Source organism: Agromyces sp. Y575, assembly GCF_059445445.1.
The window spans coordinates 784,957-811,039 of sequence record NZ_JCAIUI010000002.1; the positions used below are offsets into that span (position 1 = coordinate 784,957).

At 68.6% G+C, this 26,083-nt stretch carries 21 protein-coding genes; 9 read left to right on the forward strand and 12 right to left on the reverse strand.

Going from position 1 to position 26,083, the window contains the following annotated elements:
• Positions 1 to 102: 102 nt before the first annotated feature.
• The 4 genes from AC1C2U_RS09720 to AC1C2U_RS09735 all read right to left on the reverse strand — a co-directional run bounded on the left by AC1C2U_RS09720 (position 103) and on the right by AC1C2U_RS09735 (position 7,911).
• Complete coding sequence (locus AC1C2U_RS09720; RefSeq protein ID WP_495361544.1) at positions 103 to 3,384, reverse strand: carbohydrate binding domain-containing protein; 3,282 nt, start codon at positions 3,382 to 3,384, stop codon at positions 103 to 105.
• A gap of 35 nt (positions 3,385 to 3,419) precedes the next feature.
• Positions 3,420 to 4,331 (reverse strand): ROK family protein, encoded by a 912-nt coding sequence (locus AC1C2U_RS09725; RefSeq protein ID WP_495361545.1) that lies wholly within the window; start codon positions 4,329 to 4,331, stop codon positions 3,420 to 3,422.
• On the reverse strand, positions 4,328 to 6,904 hold the full coding sequence (locus AC1C2U_RS09730; RefSeq protein WP_495361546.1) for a glycoside hydrolase family 2 protein: 2,577 nt from the start codon (positions 6,902 to 6,904) through the stop codon (positions 4,328 to 4,330). The genes AC1C2U_RS09725 and AC1C2U_RS09730 overlap by 4 nt, the downstream gene beginning before the upstream one ends.
• A gap of 131 nt (positions 6,905 to 7,035) precedes the next feature.
• Positions 7,036 to 7,911 carry a LacI family DNA-binding transcriptional regulator gene (locus AC1C2U_RS09735; RefSeq protein ID WP_495361547.1) on the reverse strand — a complete coding sequence of 292 codons (876 nt, stop codon included), beginning with the start codon at positions 7,909 to 7,911 and terminating at the stop codon, positions 7,036 to 7,038.
• A gap of 111 nt (positions 7,912 to 8,022) precedes the next feature.
• Between AC1C2U_RS09735 and AC1C2U_RS09740 the strand changes: the two genes are divergently transcribed.
• From AC1C2U_RS09740 to AC1C2U_RS09760, 5 genes are all read left to right on the forward strand, one after another.
• Positions 8,023 to 9,237, forward strand: coding sequence for an ROK family transcriptional regulator (locus AC1C2U_RS09740; RefSeq protein WP_495361548.1), 1,215 nt, complete (start codon positions 8,023 to 8,025; stop codon positions 9,235 to 9,237).
• 166 nt (positions 9,238 to 9,403) lie between these two features.
• The gene (locus AC1C2U_RS09745) at positions 9,404 to 10,684 is read left to right on the forward strand and encodes an ABC transporter substrate-binding protein (protein WP_495361549.1); all 1,281 of its coding nucleotides are present in this window, start codon (positions 9,404 to 9,406) and stop codon (positions 10,682 to 10,684) included.
• A 40-nt stretch (positions 10,685 to 10,724) separates the two neighbouring features.
• Entirely contained in the window at positions 10,725 to 11,699 is a 975-nt protein-coding gene (locus AC1C2U_RS09750; RefSeq protein ID WP_495361550.1) for a carbohydrate ABC transporter permease, read from the forward strand.
• Complete coding sequence (locus AC1C2U_RS09755; RefSeq protein ID WP_495361551.1) at positions 11,699 to 12,520, forward strand: carbohydrate ABC transporter permease; 822 nt, start codon at positions 11,699 to 11,701, stop codon at positions 12,518 to 12,520. Before AC1C2U_RS09750 ends, AC1C2U_RS09755 begins: the two co-directional genes overlap by 1 nt.
• 16 nt (positions 12,521 to 12,536) lie before the next feature.
• The gene (locus tag AC1C2U_RS09760; RefSeq protein WP_495361552.1) at positions 12,537 to 12,941 is read left to right on the forward strand and encodes a hypothetical protein; all 405 of its coding nucleotides are present in this window, start codon (positions 12,537 to 12,539) and stop codon (positions 12,939 to 12,941) included.
• 22 nt (positions 12,942 to 12,963) lie between these two features.
• Here AC1C2U_RS09760 and AC1C2U_RS09765 read toward each other — a convergent pair whose 3' ends face one another.
• A complete protein-coding gene (locus AC1C2U_RS09765) occupies positions 12,964 to 15,528 on the reverse strand; it encodes a glycosyl hydrolase (RefSeq protein ID WP_495361553.1) in 2,565 nt (854 codons plus the stop codon).
• Positions 15,529 to 15,739: 211 nt separating this feature from the next.
• Between AC1C2U_RS09765 and AC1C2U_RS09770 the strand changes: the two genes are divergently transcribed.
• Positions 15,740 to 17,146, forward strand: a complete 1,407-nt coding sequence (locus tag AC1C2U_RS09770) for a glycosyl hydrolase (RefSeq protein WP_495361554.1) — start codon at positions 15,740 to 15,742, stop codon at positions 17,144 to 17,146.
• A gap of 4 nt (positions 17,147 to 17,150) precedes the next feature.
• Here the strand turns inward: AC1C2U_RS09770 and AC1C2U_RS09775 are convergent, their stop codons facing one another.
• Together AC1C2U_RS09775 and AC1C2U_RS09780 are read right to left on the reverse strand one after the other, a co-directional pair.
• Positions 17,151 to 18,089, reverse strand: coding sequence for a BadF/BadG/BcrA/BcrD ATPase family protein (locus AC1C2U_RS09775; RefSeq protein WP_495361555.1), 939 nt, complete (start codon positions 18,087 to 18,089; stop codon positions 17,151 to 17,153).
• Positions 18,090 to 18,252: 163 nt separating this feature from the next.
• Positions 18,253 to 19,365, reverse strand: coding sequence for a phospholipase D-like domain-containing protein (locus tag AC1C2U_RS09780; RefSeq protein ID WP_495361556.1), 1,113 nt, complete (start codon positions 19,363 to 19,365; stop codon positions 18,253 to 18,255).
• Between the two features lie 145 nt (positions 19,366 to 19,510).
• Between AC1C2U_RS09780 and AC1C2U_RS09785 the strand changes: the two genes are divergently transcribed.
• Together AC1C2U_RS09785 and AC1C2U_RS09790 are read left to right on the forward strand one after the other, a co-directional pair.
• Positions 19,511 to 20,386 (forward strand): carbohydrate kinase family protein, encoded by an 876-nt coding sequence (locus AC1C2U_RS09785; protein ID WP_495361557.1) that lies wholly within the window; start codon positions 19,511 to 19,513, stop codon positions 20,384 to 20,386.
• A 234-nt stretch (positions 20,387 to 20,620) separates the two neighbouring features.
• Positions 20,621 to 20,956: a cupin domain-containing protein gene (locus AC1C2U_RS09790; protein ID WP_495361558.1), complete on the forward strand. Its 336-nt coding sequence runs from the start codon at positions 20,621 to 20,623 to the stop codon at positions 20,954 to 20,956.
• 27 nt (positions 20,957 to 20,983) lie between these two features.
• On the opposite strand, the gene AC1C2U_RS09795 is transcribed toward AC1C2U_RS09790, so the two are convergent.
• The 5 genes from AC1C2U_RS09795 to AC1C2U_RS09815 form a co-directional block, all read right to left on the reverse strand.
• Positions 20,984 to 21,361, reverse strand: coding sequence for a DUF3052 family protein (locus AC1C2U_RS09795; RefSeq protein WP_495361559.1), 378 nt, complete (start codon positions 21,359 to 21,361; stop codon positions 20,984 to 20,986).
• A gap of 24 nt (positions 21,362 to 21,385) precedes the next feature.
• Positions 21,386 to 21,835: an SRPBCC family protein gene (locus AC1C2U_RS09800; protein ID WP_495361560.1), complete on the reverse strand. Its 450-nt coding sequence runs from the start codon at positions 21,833 to 21,835 to the stop codon at positions 21,386 to 21,388.
• On the reverse strand, positions 21,822 to 22,136 hold the full coding sequence (locus tag AC1C2U_RS09805) for an ArsR/SmtB family transcription factor (RefSeq protein WP_495361561.1): 315 nt from the start codon (positions 22,134 to 22,136) through the stop codon (positions 21,822 to 21,824). The genes AC1C2U_RS09800 and AC1C2U_RS09805 overlap by 14 nt, the downstream gene beginning before the upstream one ends.
• 206 nt (positions 22,137 to 22,342) lie before the next feature.
• A complete protein-coding gene (locus AC1C2U_RS09810; protein WP_495361562.1) occupies positions 22,343 to 23,005 on the reverse strand; it encodes an NADPH-dependent F420 reductase in 663 nt (220 codons plus the stop codon).
• A 103-nt stretch (positions 23,006 to 23,108) separates the two neighbouring features.
• Positions 23,109 to 25,571: an LLM class flavin-dependent oxidoreductase gene (locus AC1C2U_RS09815; protein WP_495361563.1), complete on the reverse strand. Its 2,463-nt coding sequence runs from the start codon at positions 25,569 to 25,571 to the stop codon at positions 23,109 to 23,111.
• A 67-nt stretch (positions 25,572 to 25,638) separates the two neighbouring features.
• Between AC1C2U_RS09815 and AC1C2U_RS09820 the strand changes: the two genes are divergently transcribed.
• Complete coding sequence (locus AC1C2U_RS09820; RefSeq protein WP_495361564.1) at positions 25,639 to 26,028, forward strand: winged helix-turn-helix transcriptional regulator; 390 nt, start codon at positions 25,639 to 25,641, stop codon at positions 26,026 to 26,028.
• Positions 26,029 to 26,083 lie beyond the last annotated feature (55 nt).

A 26,083-nucleotide genomic window follows, 5' to 3' on the forward strand; every position in this document is an offset into this window, starting at 1 on the left:
GAGTAGCGCCCGACGAAGGAGGACGCGTATCGAGACCTCGCAACGAGTCTCGATACGCCCGCTGGCGCTCGCTACTCGGCTAACGGGTTGGAAACCGGCGCGTCACCAGAGCACCAGGAGATATCGGGTTCGACTCGTCGCAGCGGCGATTCGATCATCGCCGGGGAGATGCGCCGTCACGGCGTGAATACCCGGACGGAGCTTCGGGAGGGTGAGCGCGGCGTTGCCTGAAGCCCCGACTGCGCCGGTGACGACCTTGCCGCCGACACGCACCTCCACGACCTGCCCCTCGACCTCGCCGTCACTGTCGACGTGCAGGTTCGCCGTGCTCGCCCGTGACGAGAAGCCGATCGGGAACAGCCGAAGGCCGACGCTCGCGTCGAACTTGACGGGCGGAGCCTCAGCGAGCATCGTGCCGACGTCATCGAGCGTGAGGGTGCCGGCGCCGTCACCACCGAGGTAGAAGCCGAGCTGCGAGACGCTGCTGAGGTCGAGCACGCCCTCTCCCGCCCACGCGGGCGGAGCGAAGTCGTCGAATGCGATCTCGTAGTGGGTCCACTCCGCGGAGTCGATCGGAAGGCTCGCCTCCCAGAACGCCCCGGCCGCGACGAACTGCACCGAGAGCGTGTCGCCGGGGGTACCGGCGGCGTCGAACTCGAGGCCCTCGTACCCCCACCAGTTCTGCGCGTCGGCGAAGGTGCGAACCACTCCCGCGTACCCGGGGCCGGTGAGGTCGTATGCGAATGCTCCGGCCCGGGTGGCGCCGGCCGGGTTCTCGGCGAGCGATCCTTCGATCGGCCCCCCGCCGGTGTTGCGCACGTAGGCGGCGTTGAGCGCCGCGTCGTCGGCGTAGGCCTCGAAGTCATCGATGATGAGCGCCTCGGTGGGCAGTTCGGCGGTCGTGAAGGTCGCGACGGCCGGGTCGCCCACAGTGGTGCCCGAGCCGTTCACCGCCTCAACCCGCCATGCGTAGCTCGCCCCCGGCACCAGCTCGGCGGCCACCTGATAGCTCGTGGCCGTCAGAGCTCCCGATGTCTCGACGACGTCCTCGACCGACGCATCGCGGGCAAGGGTGACGCGATAGTAGGCGGCGTCCGCCGCGGCGGTCCACGACAATCGCGGCGCGGCCGTCATGCCGACGGCACCGTCGGCCGGGCTGGTGAGCGCGAACGCGCCGGGGATCGTGGGTGCCGGGAGGTTCGGCGAGTACAGCGCGAGCGATCCGAGCTGCGGCGTCCACGGCTCGCCGGCGGCGTCGTTCCACGCCACCTTCACGAAGTCGACACCGACGAGGCCGCGGACCCGGTAGTCGTAGCGCAGCCAGTTCCCACCGCTGCCGGCGACGGCCGGCTCGATCGGCGTCCACGTGATGCCGTCGGACGATCCCGAGAGCTCGAGCGGCACGACCGGCTGGTCGGGCCAGTACCACGCGGTGAGGTCGAGGCCGCTGATGTCGTCGTAGCTCCAGACCAGCTCAGCCGGATCGGCCGAATCGCGTTTGACCCGCGAGGCGTCGCCGCCGAAGAGCGCAGGGTTCCCCGTATCGACGGACAACGCACCGGAGTGGCTCGACGTTCGGGAGAGGTCGACCATCGGGTCGACGAGGGCGGCGCGCTCGGCGACGCCGTCGATCGAGGCGCGGGAGACCGCGATCCCCGAGTCGGCCGTCCAGGCGATGCGCATGAGGTCGCCTACCAGCTCGGTCGCGACGACGCGCGCCGGCGACGCGGCGACATCGATCTCGATGGCGGCATCCGTCCAGGTCTCTCCGTCGGCGCTGCTCGAGACCTGCAGGTCGAGCGGGTCGCCGGTATCGACCGAGAACTCGGCCGCGCGTGCTCCCGGCGTCGACCAGGTGAGGGTCGCATCGCCGCCGTCAGTTCCGTCGGCGACGGCGACGGCATGGCCGACGGCCGGGGCGATGGCGACGTTCGCGGCGTCCTCGACGAGCAGGAGGCTCTCGAGCGGGTCGACGAGCACTCCGGATGCGGCATCGACATGCACGACGTCGGAGGCGGGCCCGGCCGTGCCGTCGGACTTCCGCGCCGTGACCCGGTAGCGCACGTCGCCGGTCGCCTCGGTGTCGAGGATCGGGGACTGCTCCGCGGTCGCCTCCGCGACGACACCCCAGTCGCCGCCGCTCACGGAACGCTCGACGAGGTAGTCGGCCGCACCGGCGACACCACGCCACGCGATCGTGTTCAGCCCGCTGGACTTCGCGACCTCGGTGATGAGCGGCTGGTCGAGCGCGATACAGCCGGCCGGCGTGCCGAGCGCCTCGGCGTAGGCCTGAATGGCCGCGGTCTGCTCGCGCATCTTGTCGGTCGTGCCGGGGTGGTGGAGGGTGAAGCCGTCGTCATGGGGCACGAAACCGCCGCGGTCGTTGTGCCCGAACAGCGACCAGAACATCATGCCCGTGACGTCGTCGTTGCCGACGAGCGGATCGAGCAATTCCGCCGACGCCGAGTTCGACCCGTACTCGCCGGCGATGTAGACCTTGCCCGCCGCCGTGATCGTCGCGGCATCGGCCGCGACCTTCGACGCGGTCGGCGGGTAGTAGTGCACGTCGACGATGTCGACGAGCGGTGCGTTCAGGGTGTCGGTGTCGATGTCGAACCGGCGGCCGGCCGCGAGCAGCTGCTCGGGCGCGCGCGCCGTGATGAACGCGGCGCGGTCGTTGATCCAGTCGAGGGTCATGCCCTCGAGCTCGTTGCCGAGTTCCCACGCCATGATCGTCGGGTCGTCGACGTACCGCACGCCGGTCAGCGCGTTCGTGCGGGAGAGGATGTGATCGACGTACTCCTCATACGCGGCGATCGCCGCAGGATCCGTGTAGAAGTCACCCGGCTCCAGCCCGAGCGGGGTGGTGAAGTCGCGATGACCGCCGTGGTAGTACGCCCACTCGTCGGTCAGCGGCACGATCAGGCGAATGCCGAGGCTGCCCGCATATGCGATGGCGAAGTCGATGGTTCGGAACGCCTCCTCGTTGTATTCGCCGAGGCGCGGCATGATCGCGAGCGGGTTCGCCCCGTCTTGGGAGGTCGAGGTCATCATGTGCGAACGGATGACGCTGACCCCGAGCTCATCGGCGGTGTCGAGTGCGTTCTTGATGCGGAAGAACGTCGGGTAGTCGATTCCCCCCACGTTCTCGTCGAGGCCGAGCCAGTAGGCGTTGGCGCCGTTGAAGCGGAAGGCATCCCCCTCGAGGAGCAGCCGGCCGCCGTCGCGGGTGACGAATTCGGTGTTCACACTGCTCCACTCGGGGTCGGGGGCGGCGGGTACGGCTGCCGCCGGAGCGGCGCTCAGCAGGCCGGCGGCAACGCCGACGCTCGCAGCAAGGGCGAGGGCGGTGAGCCCGCGGCGGGATCTTGGGCGGAAGGTCATCTCAAGTCTCCTTCGACGTGGATGGTTGCGGTCGGTCAGCTGGCCGGTTCGGGAATCCTGGGTGCGGTGACTCGTGCGTGCGCAAGGGCGAGCGCACCGGTGACGCCGGCGTGATCGCCGAGTTCGGGCCGCACGACGAATCCGACGGGATCGTTCGAGCGGTGCCGGGTGCCGAGCGCGCCGCCGAGTTCGCGCACGAGCGCCGCGCGGGCGGCGTCGAGCATGCCGGGGATCTTCAGCACGCCGCCGCCGATGACGATCCGCTGCGGCACGAGGGAGTAGACGGTCGTGGCGAGGAGCTGCCCGAGGTAGTACGCCTCGAGCTGCACCGCGTCGCCGTGCGAGGAGCCGAGGTCGCGCGTGGGTCGCTCCCACCGCGCGGCGATTGCCGGCCCCGATGCGAGGCCTTCGAGGCAGTCGCCGTGGAATGGGCAGCCGCCGGCGTACCGATCGCGGGGGTGACGCCGCATGGGCAGGTGCCCCATCTCGGGATGCCCGGTTCGGGCGACCGGCTCGCCGTGCATGATCGCACCGACGCCGACGCCCGTGCCGACCGTGGCATAGGCGAGGTCCGGGTATCCCACCCCGGCGCCGATGCGGGCCTCGCCGATCGCCGAGCCCGTGGCATCCGACACGAGGTCGTATGGGAGTTCGGACCCGATGAGTTCCGTGATCGCGGTGTGCGACCAGCCGGGCTTGGGCGTGGCCGTGATGGTGCCGAAGTCGGATGACTCCGGGTCGAGGTCGAGCGGACCGAACGAGGCGACGCCCACCGCCTCCAACTCATCGGCATCAGCCCGACTGCTGAGGAACCGGCGGATGCGCTCGCCCGACTCGACGGGGGTGGTCGTGGGGAACTCGATCGACTCGACGAACTCGAACGGGCGCTCGGGGTCGGCGACCGCGCAGATGATCTTCGTCCCGCCGGTCTCGACTCCCGCGATCACGAGGCCGCCGCCGGCAGGTCGTTCGCCGCACGCAGCATCGCGCCTCCCACGGGGAACCAGTCGCCGTCGATCGACGGCGCCCCCCCGCCGTCGCGGTCGCTGACGAGGAAGGAATGCCGTTCGCCCGGCAGCAGGGTGATGAGCTGCGAATCGCTGCGCAGCGCCCGGCCGGGCAACCCCGCGGCATCCGCGATGCGATCGGGGAAGAGGCACAGGTCGACGAGCACGGATCGGGCCGTGACGGTGACGGTGACACCCGCGGCGGTCTCGGCGGTCTCGACGGTCCAGTCGGCACGGGGCGTCGTCCGGCGACGGTCGGGCCGGAAGTGCCACGTCGCCCGGCCGCCGTCCCAGTCGGCCACGAGGAACTCGTCAGCTGGGTCGGTCGGCGAGGTCAGCTCCGTCGGGAGCGCGACGTGCGCGTTCGAGTCCGCAACGGCCTCGAGCTCGATCTCGGCGCGGCCGAGTTCGATGCCGGCGGAGTTCACCCGTCGTACGGTGACAGCCGTCGCCCACGTCGAGTTGCCGTCGTTGATGGCGACGACCTCGAGTCCGCCGCCTCCGGTCGGATCCTGCGCTCCCCCGGGCTCGAGCGGCTGCAACGTGACGAGGGTGGGCGCGAACGAACGCTGCAGGGCGTGCCAGAGCGGCTTCTCGATGCCGTCGCCGTCGACGGCCGACCAGCTGAGCACCGGCCAGCAGTCGTTCAGCTGCCAGACCACGACGCCCGCGCAACGGTCGCGGCTGCGGAGCCACTCGGTGCCCGCGGCCTGCGCGCGAGCCTGCACGAGCTGGGTGTGGAAGATCCAGTCCTCTTCACGCTCGGCGGCGGGGAAGTACGGTTGCAGGCCCCGTGCGAGCTTGTGCATGCCGTCGCTCGCGCGCATGTGGTGCACGACTTCCGGGTTCTGCGGCAGCAGGTCGCCCTCGGTGACGACCCGGCGGAGCGTCGTCGCTGCCGGTGGGGCGCACCACCCCATCTCCGACACGAACGCCGGCTCGGAGTCGCGGTAGTGCGAGTAGTCGAGGTCGTTCCACTCGTCCCAGAGGTGCGTCGGGCCCGAGGCCGCGTCGCTCGTGAGCGCGCCCGGGATCGTCGACCACGGGCTGTTCGGCACATACGGACGCGTGGGATCGAGTTCGGCGACGACGGCCGGCAACACCCCGGTGTAGAAGCCTTCTCCCCAGGTGCGGCCGCCGAGGATGTCGGGCCAGTCCCACTCCTGGAAGCCCCAGACGCACTCGTTGCCACCGCACCAGACGGCGAGCGACGGATGACTCGACATCCGCGCGACCGCCTGCTCGGCCTCTGCCCGCACGAGCTCTTCCATGCCGCCCGTCTCGTCGTAACCCGCGCACGCGAAGAGGAAGTCGTGCCAGACGAGCAGCCCACGGCGGTCGCAGCCGTCGAGGAACTCCTCGGTGACGAAGTACCCGCCGCCCCACACCCTGATGAGGTTCGCCGAGCCGTCCTTCGCCTGGTCGAGCCGGTCGGAGAGACGGCGGTCGGTCACCTCGGCGATGAACGGGTCATCGGGGATCCAGTTGTAGCCGCGCACGCGCACACGGCGACCGTTGATCGCGATCGCCCACCGCTCGCCGAGTTCGTCGGGGCTCGTCTCGATGGCGACCGTGCGGAGCCCGACGTTGCGGGTGGTGCGATCGAGTTCAGCCCCCGATTCGTCGGTGATGACGATGTCGAGCCGGTAGAGCGGCTGCTCGCCGTACCCGGCAGGCCACCACAACTGCGGGTCGGCGACGGCGAGCCGCAGCGACGAGTCGCCCGACTGGTGCACGAGCGTCTCGGCGTCGGCGACGACTGTGCCGTCGGGGCCGGAGAGGAGGGCGTGCACCGTCGTCGCCGCCGGCTGCACGCGCTGCACTCGCACGACCGCGTCGACGACCGCCTGCCGGTGGTCGTCGCTGAGCTCGACGAGCGGGCGCACGTGATCGATGCGCGCCGTCCACGCCTCGAGGCGGACCGGCTGCCAGATGCCCGCCGTCACGTAGTGGGGGCCCCAGTCCCAGCCGAAGTTGCAGGCCGATTTCCGCAGGTACGGGTAGGGCTCGTCGTACGGACTCGGCAGCGGGCCGAACTCGCGTTCCCGCGCTGCGGCGGCATCCCATGCCGAGTCGAAGCGCACCTCGAGCGTGTTCGCGCCGACTTCGAGCAGCTCGCGCACATCCCACCGGTAGGTGAGGTGCTGGTCGCGCGTCTCGGCCACGGTGGTGCCGTTGAGGATGACCTCGGCCACTGTGTCGAGCCCTTCGGCGACGAGCTCGACGGCGTGGGATGTCGCGGGCTGCCAGTCGAACGTGCGGGTGTAGCTCCAGCGCGAACGGCCGATCCACGTCTGCCGCAGCTCTCCGAACCCGACGTCGGGGTCGGAGAGGCCGCCCGAACGCATGAGGTCGGTGTGCACCTGGCCCGGCACGATGGCGGGCAGCTCGCGATTGCGAACCTCCGCGGGGGCGTCAGCCGGTCCGTCCAGCCAGCGCAGCGACCATTCGCCGTTCAGGTCGACGATGTGGACGGCGGTGGCGGGCGCGCTCGCGCGGTCGATGAGGGTCATGCAGTGGCTCCAGACGGTCTCCGCCGAGTGCCTCGCCGCTCATGGCGCTGCATCGATGCAGCCGCGGCCGGGGCTCGGAGAGTGATTGTTCCTCCGAACAGAATGCCTTCGCCGGACGCAGGTGTCAATACTTACATGATTAATTTATGTTTTCGTGGCGCGGCGGTGGTCTGACGCTGCACCACCTCGGCGGGAGCCGCCCGGCGAACGGTCGGGGATCGACGGGTGAGCACGTCGAGCACCGCCTTCGCTGCCATCTCGCCGACCGACTGCACGTCATGGCTCATCGCTGAGAGCTCTGGGGCGGACAGCTGGCAGAGCGAGGAATCGTCCCACGCCAGCAGCGACATGTCACCCGGCACGTCGATGCCGCGATCGGCCGCCGCCTGCAATGCGCCGAGTGCCATCAGGTCGTTGTCGAAGACGACCGCCGTCGGCGCGGCATCCGAACCCATCAGTTGCTCGAGTGACGCGCGACCGGCCTGCTCGGTGTAGTCGGCCTCGATGCGCGAGTGCGCGATGCCGAGCTCGGCGCACGTCTCGTCGAACGTCGTATTGCGAATGATCGTGTGCGCCATGCGGCTCGGACCGCTCACGTGCGCGATCTGCTCGTGCCCGAGCCTGGCGAGGTATCGCACCGCGTCGGCCATCGCCACGTCGTCCTGCGTCCAGACTGCACTGAGACCCTGGGCGGATTCGGGGTCGCCGATCGCGACCGCGGGGAGCCCGAGCTCACGCACGATCTCGGCTCGCGGATCATCGGGAGACAGGTCGACCAGGAGAACAGCGGCGACGTGCCCGTCACGAGCCCAGCGTCGATAGCACTCGATCTCCTCGGCACGGGTCGGCAGCACATGGAGCAGCACCGAGGTGCCGAGCGGCCGCAGCACCCGTTCGGCACCCGCCACGAACTCGTGGAAGTACGGCTCGTCGCCGAGGATCTGGGACGGTCTCGCAAGCACGAGCCCGATCGGCCGTTCGATGTTCGCAACGCCGACTTCGTCCATCACTGCTCCTGTCCTGCTGCCGCGCGATGCAGTCGTCCGCCACCGGTTGTCAACTAACCTACTTGCACGCCCGCAGCCGTGGAGCGGCAGGTGAGAGCGGAGTGGAGTTCGATGGCACGACGTGAATCCTCGGCCGGCCCCGGGAGTCGATCCCTCGTCGTCGACCTCGTTCGTTCGGCGGGTCCGATCAGCCGCGTCGAGCTGACGGAGGCGACCGGCCTGACTCAGCCCGCGATCTCCAACATCGTCCGGAAGCTCATCGAAGACGGGGTCGTGCGCGAGACCGGCACGACCGTCTCGACCGGCGGAAAGCCGCGTTCGCTGCTCGTGATCAACTCGCGGGCGGCGCTCGGAATCGGCATCCAGCTGAGCGTCGAGAGCGCGGTGTTCATCGCCGCAGACACCACCGGCGGCGTCTTCGGCAGGCAACGATTCGACGGAGCGGGCTCCGACGAGCCCGAGCGCGTCGTGCAGCGCCTCGCCCGCAACTACCACGAATTCCTCATCGGGCTCGGGCTCGACGAAGCCAGGGTCGCCGGGCTCGCGATCGTCGCCCCTGGCCCGATCGATGTCGGTCGAGGGCTCGTGCTCGGGCCACCGAACCTTCAACGGTGGCGCCAGTTCCCGCTCCGCGACGCACTCGCCGAGCTCGTCGCCGTGCCCGTACTGGTCGACAATGACTCCGCGGCATCCGCACTCGGCGAGTTCTGGAGCCGGCAGATCTCACGCGAGACCACGTACGCCTGCATCTACATGGGTGCCGGCATCGGCGCCGGCGTGGTCGTCGACGGCTCCCTGTTCCGCGGAGCGAGTTCGAATGCGGCGGAGCTCGGTCACATCTCGATCAATCCGTCGGGCCGACCGTGCTTCTGCGGCAACGTCGGCTGCGTCGAGCGGTACGCCGCGCCACCGGCCGTCGTCGCCGAAGCGCGCCGCGATCGGGAGCTCAGCGAGTCGCTCGGGCTCGACACCGACGACGTCGAGCGGGCGTTCGACATGCTGGCCCGCGCGGCAGTTCAGGGGCATCCAGCAGCCGAGGCGCTCATCGAGACATCCGCTCGCCATGTCGCGGTGGCGACTCTGACCTTCGCGAACCTGCTGGATTTCGATCGGGTGACGCTCGCCGGCTGGGGTTTCGCGATCGCCGGCTCGATCTACGCGAAGGCCATTCGATCGACGCTCGAAGAGCGCGCGTTCGCCCGCGCCGCACACCCGATCGCGGTGGACCTGTCGAGCAACCCCCGCGACACGGCAGCGGTCGGGGCTGCGGCGCTGATGCTGCAAGGCTCGCTCGCACCGGGTCACGGACCGCTCGTCACGCGGTGATCGTCGCCGAGATCCATTCTCGATCATGTCTTGGTTTCATTTACATAAATTAGTAATCTAAGCCTTGACATCGGCGGTGGCCACAGTTCACTCTGGTCACTGCGGATCGACGGACGATCCCCCGCACCTGTCGAAGACGACACTGAGGAGTATCCACACCATGGAAATGAAGCACATTCTGGCGGCAACGGCCGTCGTCGGCCTCCTGGCTGGATGTTCAGCCGGCAACGCCGCGGAGGACGGTGAGATCTCGGGTGAGATCACCGTTCTCACGAACCGCACCGACCTCGCGCAGGACGTGTTCCCCGAGTACGCGGCCGAGTTCGAGAAGAAGTACCCCGGAACCAAGGTGGCGTTCGAGGCCGTCACCGACTACGAGGGCGACGTCACGACGCGACTCAGCTCCGGCGACTACGGCGACGTGCTGCTCATCCCGAACACCGTGCAGCTCGACCAGTTGTCGCAGTTCTTCGAGCCGCTCGGCACCGTCGACGAGCTCGGCGAGACGTACCGCTTCGTCGGCGAGAAGGCCTTCGACGACCAGGTCTACGGCCTATCGCTGGGCGGGGTGGCCAACGGATTCGTCGTCAACCAGCGCGTGTGGGAGAAAGCCGGCATCACCGAGCCGCCCGCGACCCCCGAGGACTTCCTCGAGGGGCTGAAGGCCGTCAAGGCCGAAGGCGCGACACCGTTCTACACGAACTACAAGGACGGCTGGCCGCTCAGCACCTGGAACCAGCAGCGCGCCATCCTGAACGAACTCACCATCAACGAGGACTTCCCGGTCGAGCCCTCACCGTGGGAGGAGGGCAAGCTCCAGTACATCACCGACGGACTGTTGTTCGACATCGTGCACGAGGGCCTCTCCGAGGAGGATCCCCTGACCACGAACTGGGAGGCCTCGAAGGTCATGCTCGGCACCGGCGAGGTCGCGTCCATGCTCCTCGGCTCCTGGGCGACCCCGCAGATGAAGGCCGCGGCCGAAGACGCCGGCGCCGACCCCGACGACATCGCATTCTGGCCGTTCCCCTACCAGGTCGACGACACGTTCCACGCTCGCGTGGAGGGTGACTACAAGGCGGGCGTCAGCATCAACTCCTCCAACAAGGCGACCGCGAACGCGTGGCTCGATTGGTTCGTGAACGAGTCGGGCTTCGCGCAGGACCAGGGCGCCATCCCGACCCCCATCGACAGCGAGCTGCCGCAGGCGATCCAGGACTTCGCCGACACCGGCGTCGAACTGCTCGAGATCCCGCCGGCCACGGGCAACTCCGGCGTCGAGGACGAGATCATCAAGACCTCCGAGATCGATCTCGCCGGGCAGATCTACCGCCAGAAGCTCGTCGACGTGGCGCGTGGTGCCGCCGACGGCGACAAGGACTCCTTCTTCGCAGATCTCAACACCAGATGGAACGACGCGCAGGACCAGGTCCTCGGCAACGAGTAACCGCCTGCTTCACGCACACCGCGGTGCGCTACCGGATGGAATGGCAATGAGCACTACAACCACACAACCACTCGGTGGCGCGCCCGGCGTGCTCGCGGCGGAGATGGAGGGGCGACCGCCCGGCCACCCCTCCCCCACGCGATCCATTCGGCTGAAGGCGCGTCCGTACACCCCATGGCTCTACCTCGCCCTGGCCCTGGCGCTGCTCCTGACCTTCAGCTACCTGCCGGTCGCGAACATGATCGGCTACAGCTTCACCGACTGGGACGGCATCGACAAGGATCGAAACCTCGTCGGATTCGACAACTACCTCAGGGTCTTCACCGATCCGAAGTACTGGCAGGTCTTCTTCGTCAGCCTCTACTACTTCGTCGCCTCGTTCGTGCAGATCGGCATCGCCCTGTACTTCGCGACGCTCCTCTCGTTCAAGACGCGCTTCCGCAACTTCTTCAAGGGCATCCTCTTCTTCCCGTACCTGCTGAACGGCGTCGCGGTCGGGTTCGTGTTCCTCTACCTGTTCCAGCCCGGCGGCACCCTCGACAGCGTCCTGGCGATCTTCGGGCTCAGTGACGCCCCGCACTGGCTGGGCGACCCCGACATCGCCAACTTCTCGCTCGCAGCGACCTCGGTCTGGCGCTTCACCGGGCTCAGCTTCGTGCTCTTCCTCGGCGCGATCCAGTCGATCCCGGGCGAGCTCTACGAGGCCGCCGAGCTCGACGGTGCGAACAGGTGGCAGCAGTTCCGCTACATCATCGCCCCGGGTATCAAGCGCATCATCAGCCTGTCCTTCATCCTCGCGATCTCGGGCAGCCTCTCGGTCTTCGAGATCCCGTTCGTGATGACCAGCGGCGCGAACGGCACGAGCACCTTCGTGATCCAGACGGTGCAGACCGCGTTCAACTTCCGGCAGGTCGGGCTGGCGTCGGCGATGGCCGTCGTCCTGCTGATCCTCGTACTCGTCGTCACCTGGGTGCAGCGTCGTCTCGCCCCCGACAAGGATGTGACCCTCAGCTGATGCGCCACCTCGTCTCCACCGGAAAGTACACCTCGCTCATCGTCGCGACGCTCGTCGTGCTCGTGCCGCTCGGCGTCGTGCTGTTCGCCGCATTCAAGACGCGCGAGGAGTACAGCACGACCGGACCGCTCGCGCCGCCCGGCAACTGGTTCAATCTCGAGAACTTCGTCACGGCGTTCACCCGCGGCAACATGCTGCTCGGCTTCGCGAACACGACGTTCATCCTCGTCATCGCCGTCGCCGGCACCATCCTCATCGGCACGATGGCCGCGTACGCGCTGGACCGCTTCGACTTCCGCGGCAAGAAGCTAGTGTTCGCGTTGTTCCTCATCGCGACGCTCGTGCCCGGCGTCACCACCCAGGTCGCGACCTTCCAGATCGTGAAGAGCTTCGGCCTCGTGAACACGCCGTGGTCGGCGATCATCCTCTACATGGGCACGGACATCATCTCGATCTACATCTTCGTGCAATTCATGCAGTCGATCCCGAAGAGCCTCGATGAGGCGGCACTCGTCGACGGCGCGTCGCGGTTCACGATCTACCGCAAGATCATCCTGCCGCTCCTCACCCCCGCGATCGCCACCGTGGTCATCATCAAGGGCATCGCGATCTACAACGAGTTCTACATACCGTTCCTCTACATGCCCAAGAGTTCGCTCGCCGTGATCTCGACCGCGCTCTTCAACTTCAAGGGTCCGTACGGCGCGCAGTGGGAGGTGATCGCGGCCGGCACCATGATCGTCATCATTCCGACGGTGATCATCTTCCTGGTGCTTCAGCGGTGGATCTACAACGGCGTCACGGCGGGTGCGACGAAGTGACGGATGCCGCGGCGCGGTGATCGCAGAAGTCCGTGAGGGTCGCGTTCGCGGATGCCGCATCGAGACCCCCGACGGAGCCGCGCTCGACCTGCTCATCGGCACGAATGCCAACGACGGCAGTGGGTGGGTCGACTGCCGCGGCGGGAATGACCCCGGGGTCACCTCCGCGTTCGGCCGTGAGCTGCGGGGGGCGCTGCCGGATGTCTCGGCTTCGACCTTCCTCGACGCGCTCGCCTCCGACCTCGGCCGTGCCATGACGGCCGCCTTCGTCCGCGATGGGTCGCCGGCTCGTTCGCCGACCCACTCGCTGCCGTGGCCCGAGTACGGTCGCGCCCGGGCGACCATGATGCTCGCGATGCCGCCGCGCGCGGCCCTCGACCCGCGCGGCGGCATCCGTCGGCTGTTCGCCCGCGCACGCTAGCGCGGCGCGCGAGCGTGACACTCTAGCGCCGGCCGTGCGCACCACGCCCGACGGTGAACGTCACCGACGAGGTGCGCGATCCGAGCTCCGGGTCGGCACCCGGGAGTGTCGCGGTGACCGTGAGCAGGTACTCGCCGAGGTCGAGCTTGCGGGCGGGGTCGAACGACCAACTGCCGTCGGCGTCGACGTCGAGGTCGCCGCGCACCGGTCGGCTGGAGGGCTGGTGTCCATGCCCGTGCCCTGACTTCGATCGCTCGATGATGCGCTCGAGCACGACCTCGACGTCGGTGCCCGCCGGCGCCGTTCCCTCGAGGTCGGCCTTGTGCCAGACGGTCGCGCCGTCCTCGAGGTCATCGAAGGCGGGCGCGGCGATGCGGATGCCGAGTCCGGTGAGAGTCGCAGTGCCTCCTCCGGATGCCTCGACGACGGCGTTGAACCTGGCCCCGACCGGCAGCGTCGTCGGATCGATCCTCCAGCTCCCGGCATCCGTCGCCGTCGCGGTGCCGACCACCTCGCCCGCGACCGTGATCGAGACCGAAGCGCCGGGACGTGCCGTGCCCGAGAAGCCCGGCGCGACGTCCGACGTCGCTCCCTCGGCGGGCTCCGACACGACGAGCGTGTTGTCGCGCGTCGTGAACCGCGGCGTGCCCGACGCGCCGATGCTGTGCTCGTAGAACGCGGCCATCGCCTCGGAGGTGTTGTAGTTCCAGGTGCGTACGCCCCACGGCATCGCGAGGGTCCAGTCGGGTTGCGCCGCGAGCTCACCCTGCGTCGGGAAGACGAACGTCTCTCCGATGATCACGGGCTTGCCGTGCTCCTCGGCGATGCTCGTCGCCTGATCGTAGTGGCGCTGCTGGTACCCGAGCGGGTCGTAGAAGTCCACGGAGAGCACGTCGTAGTAGTCCGCGCCGGGGCTGAACTGACGCCAGTCGTTGGCGTCGTACTCGGCGAGACCGCCCTCGAGTCCCTCGTAGCGGTCGAATTTCGCGTCGCCGTCGGCGAAGCCGTAGTCGTCGGGCAGGTCCTGGATGTTCCACACCCAGACGATGTTGCTGAGGCCCTTCTCCTGCTCGAGGTAGTCGTGGAACATGCGGTAGAGCCCCGGGCTGCCCTCGACTTCGGGGGTTCCGGCGAGGTCGGGGCGACCGCCCCACCAGAACACGTGCTGGTTCATCTCGTGGAACGGACGGAGCATCACCGTCACCCCGGCGTCTTCGAGCTGTTGCAGGAACCGCGCGTATTCATCCATCCGTAGCTTCCAGTTGGTGTTCAGGGCGCTGCCGTCGGTCATGAGCTCCTCCCACTGGTCGTTGTAGAGGTAGCTGAAGATGCGGTTGGGGCTCGGCAGCGTCTCGTGCGCCTGGTCGCCGCCCCAGTCGCCCGCGGGCTCCTCGGCGACGGTGTACTGCGGCGGCGAGACGTGGAACATGATCTGCACGAGGTTGCCGTTAGCCCATTGCCGCTCGACCTCGTCGATCATGTTCTGCCGGTACTGCACGGTGCCGCCCGTGAGGAAGTCGGCGGAGTACAGGGCGGGGTAGACCCCGAACTGGTTCGCCACGCGCTGGTGGAGCGTGTCGTTCGTCGCGGGATTCGAGTAGCTCTGGTCGTGGTGCATCGCCGAGAGCACGCCATGACCGGTCAGTTGATCGAGATACTCGATGACATCGAGCGCCGGCGGAAGGTCGACCACGGTGACCTTCAGCTCGGCGTCGACGTCGAGCGTGAACGTGGTGCCGTCGGTGAAGAGCTTCACCTGCTGCAGGTGCACAGCGACGACGCCCTCTGCCGCGAAGTCGCCTTTGGGCGTGAACCGGTCGTACGCGGGCAGCACCGCCTCGTCTGAGGAGGTGTACGAGACCTGCACGATGCGCGCATCGGCCGGGATCGTCGCCGTCTGGTTCAGGAGCGCCACGAGGTTGCCGACGCCGTCGGCAACGAGGTCGGTCGTGTCGAAGCCGATCGTCGGCGCGGTCGGTCGTTCGTCGAAGACGAGCTCGATCTCGTCGAACACGATCGAGCCTCCCGGCACCCCGCCGGCCTGGTTCGCGTAGATCGCGAACGACGTGACGCCCTTCGTGTTGAGCGTGCCCGAGCCCGACTTCGGCCGGAACTGGGCGATCGGGATCTGCAGGTGCTGCGGCGCGGTCGACTCGGCATCGAAGCCCGGCACGGTGTTGAGGTGCGCCTCGTACGAGGCGCCGTCCGACAGTTGCAGGAGTACATCCTGGCCCGGCGCACCGTTCTGCACCCAGAGGTCGACCGATCGGAGTCCCGGCCAGTAGCCGTTCACCGTACGTGACCGGCCGCTGTACCCACTGCGGTAGGTGTAGTCGAGCTGGAGGGCGTTGCCGAACTCGGCGCCGAACGGCGACGGCATGAGCGTCGCCGTGCTCGCCCCGCCGTTGGGGTTCGATCCGTAGACAGATGCCACGGCTGCGCTGTCGGCGTAGGCGGAGAAGTCATCGAGCGCCTCCCGGTACTCCGCTCCCGACTCCCCGCCGGGCTCGGCGGCGGCCGGTGCCGCAATGAGTCCCGCGAGCATCACCACCGTGGAGCCGAGAATCAGTGAACGTCGAGTGCGCATGAACGGCGCCATATGGCCAACCCCTTTGTCGTCTGACTTCTGCGTACGCGAACTGTCTAGCAGCGGCATCCAGTCCGCGGCAAGACTTTCATTAATTGTTAATGAAAGCCTTGACAGCGAGGCCGGTCCGCGGAATCCTGTCGAGGGACAACCGCAACGACGGGGTGATGGTCGCGCGGCGACGACCTGTCCACGACTCTTGGGAGCAACGATGCGAACTTGGATTCGGAACTGGACGGCGCTTGCACTCGGCGCCCTGCTGGCGGTGGGCACGGTCGCGGCCGCCGAGCCTGCTCAGGCCTTCCCCGCCCGCGACAAGCAGGCGGTGATCGACTACCTGACGTCGATCGCGGGCACCGGGATCGTCTCGGGTCAGCACAACAAGGAGCCCGCGAACCAGCCGGCGCAGTACACGCAGCAGGTGAACAACATCACGGGCCAGTGGCCCGGACTCTGGGGCGGCGACCTCATGTTCCGCTCCTCCGATGCCGCGAACCGGCAGCTCGTGGTGAACGAGGCGATCAACCAGTGGCAGAACGGCTCGCTCGTGGCTCTGACGTGGCACGTCTGCCCGCCGACCGGGCCGGCGACCTGCGAGTTCGAAGGCGGCGTGAAGTCGAGCATCACGCAGACCCAGTTCGAACAGATCGTCACGGGCGGCACTGCCCTGAACACCACGTGGCGCCAACGGATGGAGCAGGTGGTGCCCTACCTGCTGCAACTGCGCGATGCCGGCGTGCCGGTGCTCTGGCGCCCATTCCACGAGATGAACGAGACGTGGAACTGGTGGGGCGGCCGCTCGGGCGTGAGCGGTGGCGCGAAGATCTTCCAGCAGATGCGCGACTACTTCGACAGTCGCGGCCTCACGAACCTCATCTGGGTCTGGAACGTGCAGGACAGCGCCGCGGGCGACTGGGCGAACTACTACCCGGGCGGTGACTACGTCGACGTCGCCTCGCTCGACGTCTGGTACAAGAGCCACCCGAGCAACGCCGACTACCAGCAGCTGCAGTCCATCGCCGGCTCGAAGCCGATCGCGATCGCCGAGATGGGCAAGGCGCCGAACAGCTCGCTGCTGACGAGCCAGACCCGATGGAGCTACTTCATGATCTGGTCCGAGCAGTTGCTCGGCAGCAACACGAACGCCGAGATCCAGGCCGCGTACTTCCACCAACGGGTGCTGAACCGCGGCGAGGTCGTGCTCCCCGACACGGGCTCGCCGACCGCGACCGGACCGATCACCGGTCTCGCGGGCAAGTGCGTCGACGCCGCGGCATCCGGAACCGCCAACGGCACCGCCGTGCAGCTCTACACGTGCGCGAGTGGCGTCGCCCAGACCTGGACGATGGCCGCCGACGGGACCATCCGCAACCCCAACGCAGGCAGGTGCGTCGACGTCACCGGGCAGGGCACGGCGAACAGCACGAAAATCCAGCTCTGGGACTGCAACGGCTCAGGTGCCCAGCAGTGGGTCTACAGTGCGAGCGCGCAAAGCCTGCGCAACCCCCAGTCGGGAAGGTGCCTCGACGTGACCGGACAGAGCTCGGTCGACGGCACGCTCCTGCAGATCTGGGACTGCAACGGCCAGGCGAACCAGCGCTGGACCGTGCCGTCCTGACGCGTCAGGCCGTCGCGCGCGCGATGTGCGCGGCGAGTGCGCTCGTCGGCGCAACGTCGGCGAGCGCGGCGGCGCCGTCGAGCGGGTGCGCCTCGCCGAGCCGGATCTCGGCGCCGGGCAACGTCGCGCGCACGGCCGAGACGAAGTCGCGCCCCAGGACGGCACCCGCGAAGAGGCCGCCGACTCCGCGCACCCGCGGCTCCGGGGCATCCGCTGCGCCCACGCGCCGAAGGCCTGCGAGAGCGGATGCCGCGAGCTCACGCGCAGCCCCCGCCACGAGCGACCCGGCGACGGCGTCACCGGCCGCTGCGGCCTCAGCGACGGCCCTGGCGTACGACGCGACGCGCTGCACGCGCTCGGGGTCACCCTGCAACTCGATGTACGCCGACTCGAGGTCAGGGAAGTCCGCACGCACGATGTCGGTCAGCGCTGTGGCATGACCGCGGCCGTCGTGGTGCCGCATGACGGCATCGAGCCCGGCACGGCCGAGCCAGAATCCGCTTCCGGCGTCACCGATGAGGTAGCCCCATCCATCGACCCTGGCGATGTCGGTGACTCCGACGGCGAGGGTCACGACGCCGGTGCCTGCCGCGACCACGACGCCGGGCTCGTCGCCGAGCGCGCCGAGGTAGGCGGTGATGGAGTCATGCGCGAGGTGCACGCTGCGCGCGCCGATCAGCGCGGCCGAGGCGAGCAGGTAGCCGGCGTCGGTCTCGTCGTCGGTGAGCCCCGAGACGCCGAGCCCGACACGTTCGGCAGTGTGCCCGGCTCCGTGCGCCTGTTCGATGATGCGGGCAAGCTGCGGCAGCAGCGGCAGGTCGGTGCGAATACCGGGCGCCGACCACTCCGTGACCCCCGAGGCATCCGCGTGCCGGACCTTGATGCCGGATTGCCCTGCGTCGATCGCGAGCGTGCTCGTCGCATTCACGGTGTACTGCTCCATTCACGGGAACGCTCGGCGACCAGACTGCGAGCGATTTGGCCTCGGGCACCGGCGACTGCAAGCCCGCCCGAACCGCGGAGACGACGCTATCAGGTGGCTCCGAGGCGCGCGCCACGTGCGGGCACGCAGCTCTTCTGGGCACGGCCGACGTGGCGCTCCGGTCTCAGGGCACGACAGGCACCGGCGACGAGAGGTCGTCGATGATGCGGTCGATCTCGGTGAGGGCGTAGCGGGCGAGCACCCGCTGTGCGACATCCGCTGGGCTGCCCTGTTCTTCTTCGAGGTCGCCGATGACGATGATGTTCTCGTCGTTCAGGGTGTTCGCGGGTGCCGTGTAGTTGAAGCTGCCGACGATGATGAGCCGCTCGTCGATGACCATGAGCTTGTGGTGGAGCTTGCGCACCCCCGTGTTGCGCTTGTTCGCGAAGAGCTCGACGTCGCCTCGGCCGAGGTCGCTCGTCGCCGCCCACTTCGCCGCGCCCTGGCCGCGGTCGAGCACACCGCGGATGCGCGTGACGAGCGGCCGCAGGCGGATCATCGTGTCGTCGATGCCGGATGACTGGGCGAACGTGAACATCGCGAAGTCGATGCTCTCGCGAGCCTTCAGCATCTGCTTCATGATCTCCATCTCGGGTCCGTGCCGCGGGGCGAAGAGCGGCTTCACCCGCACCTCGGGCAGGTCGAACTCCTTCGGTCGCGGTTCGACGCGCTCGTGCATGTCGCCGAACGTGCCGGAGCGCATGCGTTCGAACTCGCGCAGGTACTCGGTCGCGGCGTGCTGGCCGTGCAGCACGACGACGTGGTTGAGGTTCTGGCCGGCGTCGATTCCGGATGCCTCGTTCTTGCCGGTGTCGGTGAGGGTGAAGTTGGTCGAGCCCGTGAGCACGGCGGCCGTCGGCTTGCCCGAATCGCGCACGATGAACTTCTGGTGGAAGATCTTCGGATTCAGGTCGCTGACGACGTCGACCCTCGCCTTCAGCAGGGCGCCCTGAATGATGCGATTCTCTTCATGCGCACCCGTGACGCCCCACGGGTCCTCGAGTGCCTTCTCCTCGGTGAGGTAATCGCCCTCGAGGATGACCCGCACCCGCACGCCGCGGAGCTTCGCCGCGAGGATCGCCTTGGCGATCGGGCGCGAGTCGATCTCCTGCACGGCGATCGCGAGGTTGTGCTTCGCCTCGTCGATGAAGTCGCGCACCGCCTGGTCGAGATCGTCGGGGCCGCCGACCTCGGTCGGTCCCATGTACAGCTCGACTCCGCCGATGGTGACCGGCATGGCGCACCTCTTTCATGAGTGTTCCTCACTCAAGCGTGACCCAGCTCGCCCGCCCGAGCATCAGTGCCGACCCGGAACTCCGTTGGTCGAGTAGCGAGCGCCAGCGAGCGTATCGAGACCCACCGCACCGCTACGCTGGCGAACCATGAACTCGCCCATCGTCATCTCCGGACCCGCCGCCTGGAACCGCATCGTCTACCTCGAGCACCTCCCCGAGCCAGTGCCGCACATGCAGTTCGCACTCGACGACTACGAGACCGTCGGCGGCACCTCTGCGGGCAAGGCACTGGGGCTCGCCGGGCTCGGTCGGCCGGTGCTGCTGCATACGCTCATCGGCGACGACGACGAGGGCCGTCGCGTGCGGGGCGCGCTCGAGGCATCCGGTGTCGAGCTCGCGAGCCTGCCCGCCGCCCGCACCGAAAGCCATCTGAACCTCATGACGCGTGCCGGCGAGCGCGTCTCGCTCTACCTCTCAGCACCCGCTGATCCGGGTACGCCGCCGACGGGCGAACTGACGCAGGCGATGACGGATGCCCCGGCGATCGTGCTCGACCTCTCGGAGCGTTCGCGCGCGCTCATCGACGCAGCGCGCGCGACCGGTCGCCCGATCTGGACCGACATCCACGACTACGACGGCAGCGCCGACTTCCACCGGCCCTTCATCGCGGCCGCCGACTGGATCTTCATGAACGCCGACCGCATCGGCGACGACCCACGGCCCTTCATGGAGGAGTGCGTGCGCGGCGGGGCATCCGTCGTCGTGTGCACGCTCGGTGCGCAGGGCGCGATCGCGATCGACACTGCTGCAGCAGACGGCCGGATGCAGCTGGCCGACGTCGCGGCGGTGCCGGTCGAGGTGCTCGACACCAACGGGGCCGGCGATGCGTTCATGGCCGGAGTGCTCGACGCGCACTTGGCCGGTGCTCCGCTCGCGGACGCCCTGGCGGCCGGCTCGCGCCATGCCGCGACGGTGCTGACCACGCGCCACCTGCACCCCGTACTCGACGGCGCGCTCGCGTAGCCCGCGCGGCTGCGGTTCTCGTTGGTCGAGTAGTGAGCGCACCATCCGTTGGTCGAGTAGTGAGCGCACCATCCGTTGGTCGAGTAGTGAGCGCCAGCGAACGTATCGAGACCCGTTGCGAGGTCTCGATACGGCCGCGGGCGGCCTACTCGACCAACAGGTGGCGCCCGCGTGCGGTCGCAAGTCGCCCGGTGTACCGTGTCCGTCGAACGTGGGGAGCACACGATGGTTCTGATGCACCAGCGCAGCGGCGTCGCCGAAGACGACGTCTTCTGGCACGAATCGATCGAGGGAACGTCGATCGGCTCAGAGGTGTCACTCATCCTCACGTACAACGCGAAAGACGGGTCGGGGCCGCGGCTGCACTTGCATCCGTACACCGAGACCTTCGTCATCCGCCACGGGCGCGCGCTGTTCACGGTCGACGACGAGCAGCTGGAGGCGGTCGGCGGTCAGGTACTCGTCGTGCCGGCGCAGACTCCGCACAAGTTCGTGATCATCGGGCCCGAGGCGCTCATCTCCACGCACATCCACGCGAGCCCGACCTTCATCACCGAATGGCTCGAGTGACGCGCACGTCGACGCGGCGAGATCGACTCAGCTCTGCCGCTTGAGGCGGACGCTCGACCAGGTATCAGACAGGGAGATGTTCCCGTTGAGGGTCCAGCCGAATTCCTCAGCGCGTTTCCAGATGCTGTCGCGGTTGATATCGGCCTTGTTGCCCTTCGGGTAGCCGATCCAGATCGCCTTCGGCGAGGTGAGCAGTGGAAACGTCTCCTTCAGCAGGACGTCGAGATCGTCACGGTCATGAGCGAACATCACTGCGACGTCGCTGGTGTCACGGTCGATCCCGACGACGACGGTCACACCCTCGGGCAACGGATCCAGCAGTGCGCGCTGCTCGGGCGCGGACGGACCGAACAGCAGCTCCGTGTTCGGTTTGATCTGCAACTTCTCCGCGATCGTGCGGGCCATGATGTCGTGCCTTTCGGATGAGGGTCATGCGAGGTGTTGGAGCAGGTCCTCCAGTCGGCGCAGCACGTGGCTGCGCCAGCCGCCGTTCATGAACTGACGGGCGAGCTGGTGGGTGGGGTCGTCCGGGTCGAAGCCGGTGTGCTCGAGGAACAGGCGGGTGCCCTTCCCCTCGGGCTGCAGTGTCCAGGCGACCTCGGTCGCCATCCCGTCCGGGTTTTCGGCGTCGGCCCAGCTGATCCGCAGCCGTCTCGGTGCCGTCAACTCCAGAACCTGGCAGGCGATGTCGCCCGAGAACCCGGTCTGCGCGACCGGACGGCCGCGGAAGGTGAACCGGTGGCCGACGATAGGTTGAAAATCGTTGGGCATCAGCCACTGCGCCATGAGCTCCGGCGTCGTCAGCGCCCGCCAGAGCTTGGAAGGAGGGTGCGGGAAGTACTGTTCGACCTCGATCGCGGTGAGGTCACTGTTGGGCATCGTCGTCGCCCATCCGGTCGAGAACGCCAGCGAGCACGGACATCCGGTCACGCCAGAATCGCTCGTACGGGCTGAGCCAGTCGATCAACTCCGCCAGCGGTTCGCCCGTCACCCGGTAGAAGCGGTGACGCCCCTCGAGACGCTCATGGACCAGACCGATCTCCCGCAGGGCCCGCAGGTGTTCCGAGACGCTGGGGCGGGCCATGTCGAACTTCCCGGCGAGCTCCCCGGCGGTGTGCTCACCGTCGAGCAGCGCGTCGAGGATGTCGCGACGCGTGGGATTGGCGAGTGCGCCGAACATGTCGTCCAGCGGCCCGCTCTTGACACGGCGAGGCAAAGCGAAGCCCCCTCAGCCCTGCCGGGCGTCGCCGTTGTCGTCCGGGTCGGACGCGTCCGGGTCGTCGCGGTCGTCGCGCTTCACGGTGTTGAGAGCCATGTCCACACTATACGTAGGTAATATCCTACGCGTCAAGCATCGAATGTCGTACCGCGACGACGCATCAGCGCCTACGCGGCAGACACCCGCTCACCTCGGGCGAGGTTCGCCACGAGCTCATCACGGTTCTGCGGCGTCGTGTAGGCCGGCTGGTCGCGCTCGACGCGCCAGCTCTCTGCGAGCGGGCCGACGACGACCGAGTCGTACCCGAAGTCGTCGAGCAGCGCGGTGACCAACGCGGCAGCGTCGTCGAAGTCGCTCGCGGTCGAGAGCGCACGGCGGCCCGGCGTACCGGCGGGCGTTCCGTCGGTAAGGATCGAGCCCGAGTTGATGTTGTTGAAGCCCTTGGCGACCTTCGATTCGGGCAGGTGCGCCTGCAGCAGCCCTGACACCGTGGCCTCACCGGCGTCGAGCTCAGCGATGCGACCGTCGCGCTCCCAGTAGTAGTTGTTCGTATCGATCACGACTTTCCCGGCGAGCGGCTCGACGGGGATGTCGCGGTACGCCTTCAGCGGCACCGAGACGATGACGAACTCCCCCGCCTCAGCGGCCTCGGCCGGCGTGCCGGCCTTCGCGTTCGGGCCGAGCTCCGCCAAAAGCGCCGCAAGGGTCTCGGGGCCACGCGAGTTCGCGATCGTCACACGGTGGCCGAGTTCGACCAGCTTGCGGGCGAGCGTGCCGCCGATGTTGCCGGCGCCGATGATGCCGATGTCAGTGGGTGCGATGTTCGTCATGTACCTATGCAACGCACGGTCGACGATTCGATTCCGGTTCTCGAGAGAACCACAGGTAGGTGCACGAGCGAGTACGGCGCAGCGGGCTCTGGCACAACCCCGGCTACGCCGGCGCGACGTTCGTGTTGTCGCGGAACAGGTTGCCGGGGTCGACCTCCCGCTTGATCGCGCGCAGCCGTTCGAGGGTCGCCGGCGGGTAGGCCGCGGCGACCGCCTCGGGGCCCTGCTCGGTCTCGAAGCTGACGTATGCGCCCGTGAAGTGCGGGGCGAGCAGCTCGTTCCAGCGCGCGCTCGTCTGGTGCCGGCTCGAGCCGAACGCGACGACCGAGAACTCGGCCGAGCGGTGCGCGAACGCCGTGGCATCGGCGGGCACGTCGTGCACGGCGCCGCCGACGGCGCGCAACTGGAAGAAGTAGCTCGCCCCGCTCGCCATGAACTGGGCGACGTCGCGGGCGAACTCCGGCGTGATGCGCCCGATGAGGCCCGTGCGCGAGGTCGGCTCGCCCTCGGCGCCATGACTGCCGTCGGCGGCGTTCGAGATGATCGACTCGTAGGTCGTGAGCCGCACGTCCTGCCCGACGAGGGGCGCGACCTCGGCGAGCGGCTGCAGGCGCGCGAGCACCGTCTCGGGGTCGTCGGAGTCGATCACCGCCATCACCCGCGCGACTGGCGGTTCGCCCGGTCGCGCACCGCCCATGAGCATGAAGCTCGTGACATCCCGAGGCGAATCGACGACCCAGTCGCCCCACGCCTGCAGGAACCCCGCGGTGTCGCTCGCGTCGAACGCCAGCTGCGCGAAGCCGACCGCGCCGACCTCGTCGACCTCGAATTCGAAGGCGGTGACGATGCCGACGTTCGCACCGGCGCCGCGAACGGCCCAGAAGAGCTCCGGATGCTCCGTGGCATCCGCTCGCACGATGCTGCCGTCGGCCAGCACCACCTCGGCGGCGCGGATGTGGTCGATGGTCAACCCGTGTTCGCGCACGAGCCAGCCGATGCCGCCTGCGGTGGCGAGCCCGCCGACCCCGACGCCGCCGTAGTCGCCCGACGAGAGCGCCCAGCCATGCGGCGCGAGGAACGCAGCCACGTCTTGCCAGCGCGCGCCTGCCTCGATACGCACGAGCCGGCTCGCTTCGTCGAGCACCTCCATCGCATTCATGCGCGAGAGGTCGATGACGATGCCGCCGTTGTTCGTCGAGCGGCCGCTGATGCCGTGGCCGCCGCTGCGCATGCCGAGGGGCACGTCGGGGTTCGCTCGCGCGAAGCCGACTGCTTCGGCGACTTGCCGAGCGTCGCCGGGGCGCAGCACGAGCCCCGGCGCGCCGCCGCGCATGTACGTCGACTTCACGCGCACGTAGCCGGCATCGCCCGGCTCGATGGCGTCGGCCGCGAGCGAGGCGGGCACGGCGTCGTAGTCGATGCCGTCGCGGCGCTTCGCACGCACCGTCGAGCTGCGCACGGCATTGCTCCCTGAGCCCGCCGAAAGGCCCCCGCTCCCTGAGCCCGTCGAAGCGCCCTCGCTCCCTGAGCCCGTCGAAGGCCCCCTGCTCCCTGAGCCCGTCGAAGAGCCCCTGCTCCCTGAGCCCGTCGAAGGGCCCTCCGAAGACACCACGATCGGGTCGGCGGATGCCGCGGCATCCGTCACCCGAAACTCGCGCGCGACCGCCTCGCGAAGTGCGGGCGCGACCTCGTCGGCGAAGTGCGCGATCGTGCCGGGGTCGTCGCTCGCGAGAATGAAGGTACCCACCCCGTCGTCGACGACGTACGGGAGCAGCTGTTCCACCCACTGGGAGGCGGGTCCGTCGAGGAATCCGCCGCCGGCGCCTGCCGAGAACCGGCCGCCGATGTTCACGAGGCGCCGGATCTCACGGGGGTCGCGGCCGGCGCCGATCGCAGCTTCGTCGATCGTGGCGTTGCCCGCCGCGAGGTCGCCGGGCTGCAAGTAGGTGAGCGAAGGCAGCCAGCCGTCGCCCTTCCGGCCGATGAGCCGCAGCATGCGGGGCTTGAGCGCGCCGATGATGATCGGGATGTTGTGGGCGGGTGCCGGCCCGCGCTTGGCGCCGCTGACCCGGTAGTACTCGCCGTCGATCTCGAAGCGAGCGCGATCGCCCTGGTCCCAGATGCCTCGGATGATGTCGATCGCCTCGGAGAGCGCGTCGACGGCCTGGCCGGGCGTGAGGCGGCGCCCGCCCATCGCCTCGATCGCGTCCCAGAACCCGCCGGCGCCGAGCCCGAGCTCGAAGCGCCCGCCCGAGAGCAGGTCGAGGCTCGCGGAGGCGCGGGCGAGCACGGCCGGCGGCCGGAGCGGCAGGTTCGTGACGTTCGCCGAGAGATGGATGCGTTCGGTGCGCGCCGCGACCCAGGTGAGCAGCGTCTGCGTGTCGTGGAACGCCGGCTGGTACGGGTGATCCTGGAAAGTGACGAGCTCGTAGCCCGCCGCCTCGCTGAGCTCGGCGAGTCGCACGGCGAACTGCGGTGGGTCGTTCTTCGGCGTGATGAAGGTGCCGAACTGCAGGTCGTGGCCGTAGTGCATCGTGCTCCGATCGTTCAGGGCGACCGCGTTCATCCGGCGCCACGCTTCCATCGTGGTCCATGGATGCCGGAACCGCACGAGAGGGGTAAGCTACTTACTCATGGTAAGTGAATCGGACGACCTCACCCGCCACCGCGCGCGCCTGCAGGAGCTCGGCCATATCGACGAGGCCGAATGCCGGCGGTTCCAGGGCACCGTCGAGTTCGCCGGACGCAAGTGGAACGCGGCGATCCTGCTGGCCGGCGTGCGCGGAGCGCGTCGATTCTCGGAGTACCGCGGCGCCGTCACCGGCATCTCCGACCGGCTGCTCGCCGCGAGGCTCAAAGAACTCGAAGACGAGGGCGTCATCGAGCGGCACGTTCGCGCGACCACACCGGTCACGATCACCTACACCCCGAGCGCCGCCGGGCTGCAACTGATCGAACTGCTGCAACCGCTCGTCGAGTGGGGCCACGCGCACATCGTCGCCACTGAGCGCTCGGCCGGCTGATGCTTCGAACTGCTGACGCCACGGCCGGCTGACACTCCGACCGGACACGACGAAG

What these genes read in the sequence shown, in the direction of transcription:
- AC1C2U_RS09720 (WP_495361544.1), bottom strand. Translation starts at nt 3,384, where the DNA reads ATGACCTTCCGCCCAAGATCCCGCCGCGGGCTCACCGCCCTCGCCCTT.
- AC1C2U_RS09730 (WP_495361546.1), bottom strand. Translation starts at nt 6,904, where the DNA reads ATGACCCTCATCGACCGCGCGAGCGCGCCCGCCACCGCCGTCCACATC.
- AC1C2U_RS09735 (WP_495361547.1), bottom strand. Translation starts at nt 7,911, where the DNA reads ATGGACGAAGTCGGCGTTGCGAACATCGAACGGCCGATCGGGCTCGTG.
- AC1C2U_RS09740 (WP_495361548.1), top strand. Translation starts at nt 8,023, where the DNA reads ATGGCACGACGTGAATCCTCGGCCGGCCCCGGGAGTCGATCCCTCGTC.
- AC1C2U_RS09745 (WP_495361549.1), top strand. Translation starts at nt 9,404, where the DNA reads ATGAAGCACATTCTGGCGGCAACGGCCGTCGTCGGCCTCCTGGCTGGA.
- AC1C2U_RS09750 (WP_495361550.1), top strand. Translation starts at nt 10,725, where the DNA reads ATGGCAATGAGCACTACAACCACACAACCACTCGGTGGCGCGCCCGGC.
- AC1C2U_RS09755 (WP_495361551.1), top strand. Translation starts at nt 11,699, where the DNA reads ATGCGCCACCTCGTCTCCACCGGAAAGTACACCTCGCTCATCGTCGCG.
- AC1C2U_RS09765 (WP_495361553.1), bottom strand. Translation starts at nt 15,528, where the DNA reads ATGCGCACTCGACGTTCACTGATTCTCGGCTCCACGGTGGTGATGCTC.
- AC1C2U_RS09770 (WP_495361554.1), top strand. Translation starts at nt 15,740, where the DNA reads ATGCGAACTTGGATTCGGAACTGGACGGCGCTTGCACTCGGCGCCCTG.
- AC1C2U_RS09775 (WP_495361555.1), bottom strand. Translation starts at nt 18,089, where the DNA reads ATGGAGCAGTACACCGTGAATGCGACGAGCACGCTCGCGATCGACGCA.
- AC1C2U_RS09780 (WP_495361556.1), bottom strand. Translation starts at nt 19,365, where the DNA reads ATGCCGGTCACCATCGGCGGAGTCGAGCTGTACATGGGACCGACCGAG.
- AC1C2U_RS09785 (WP_495361557.1), top strand. Translation starts at nt 19,511, where the DNA reads ATGAACTCGCCCATCGTCATCTCCGGACCCGCCGCCTGGAACCGCATC.
- AC1C2U_RS09790 (WP_495361558.1), top strand. Translation starts at nt 20,621, where the DNA reads ATGCACCAGCGCAGCGGCGTCGCCGAAGACGACGTCTTCTGGCACGAA.
- AC1C2U_RS09795 (WP_495361559.1), bottom strand. Translation starts at nt 21,361, where the DNA reads ATGGCCCGCACGATCGCGGAGAAGTTGCAGATCAAACCGAACACGGAG.
- AC1C2U_RS09800 (WP_495361560.1), bottom strand. Translation starts at nt 21,835, where the DNA reads ATGCCCAACAGTGACCTCACCGCGATCGAGGTCGAACAGTACTTCCCG.
- AC1C2U_RS09805 (WP_495361561.1), bottom strand. Translation starts at nt 22,136, where the DNA reads ATGTTCGGCGCACTCGCCAATCCCACGCGTCGCGACATCCTCGACGCG.
- AC1C2U_RS09810 (WP_495361562.1), bottom strand. Translation starts at nt 23,005, where the DNA reads ATGACGAACATCGCACCCACTGACATCGGCATCATCGGCGCCGGCAAC.
- AC1C2U_RS09815 (WP_495361563.1), bottom strand. Translation starts at nt 25,571, where the DNA reads ATGAACGCGGTCGCCCTGAACGATCGGAGCACGATGCACTACGGCCAC.
- AC1C2U_RS09820 (WP_495361564.1), top strand. Translation starts at nt 25,639, where the DNA reads ATGGTAAGTGAATCGGACGACCTCACCCGCCACCGCGCGCGCCTGCAG.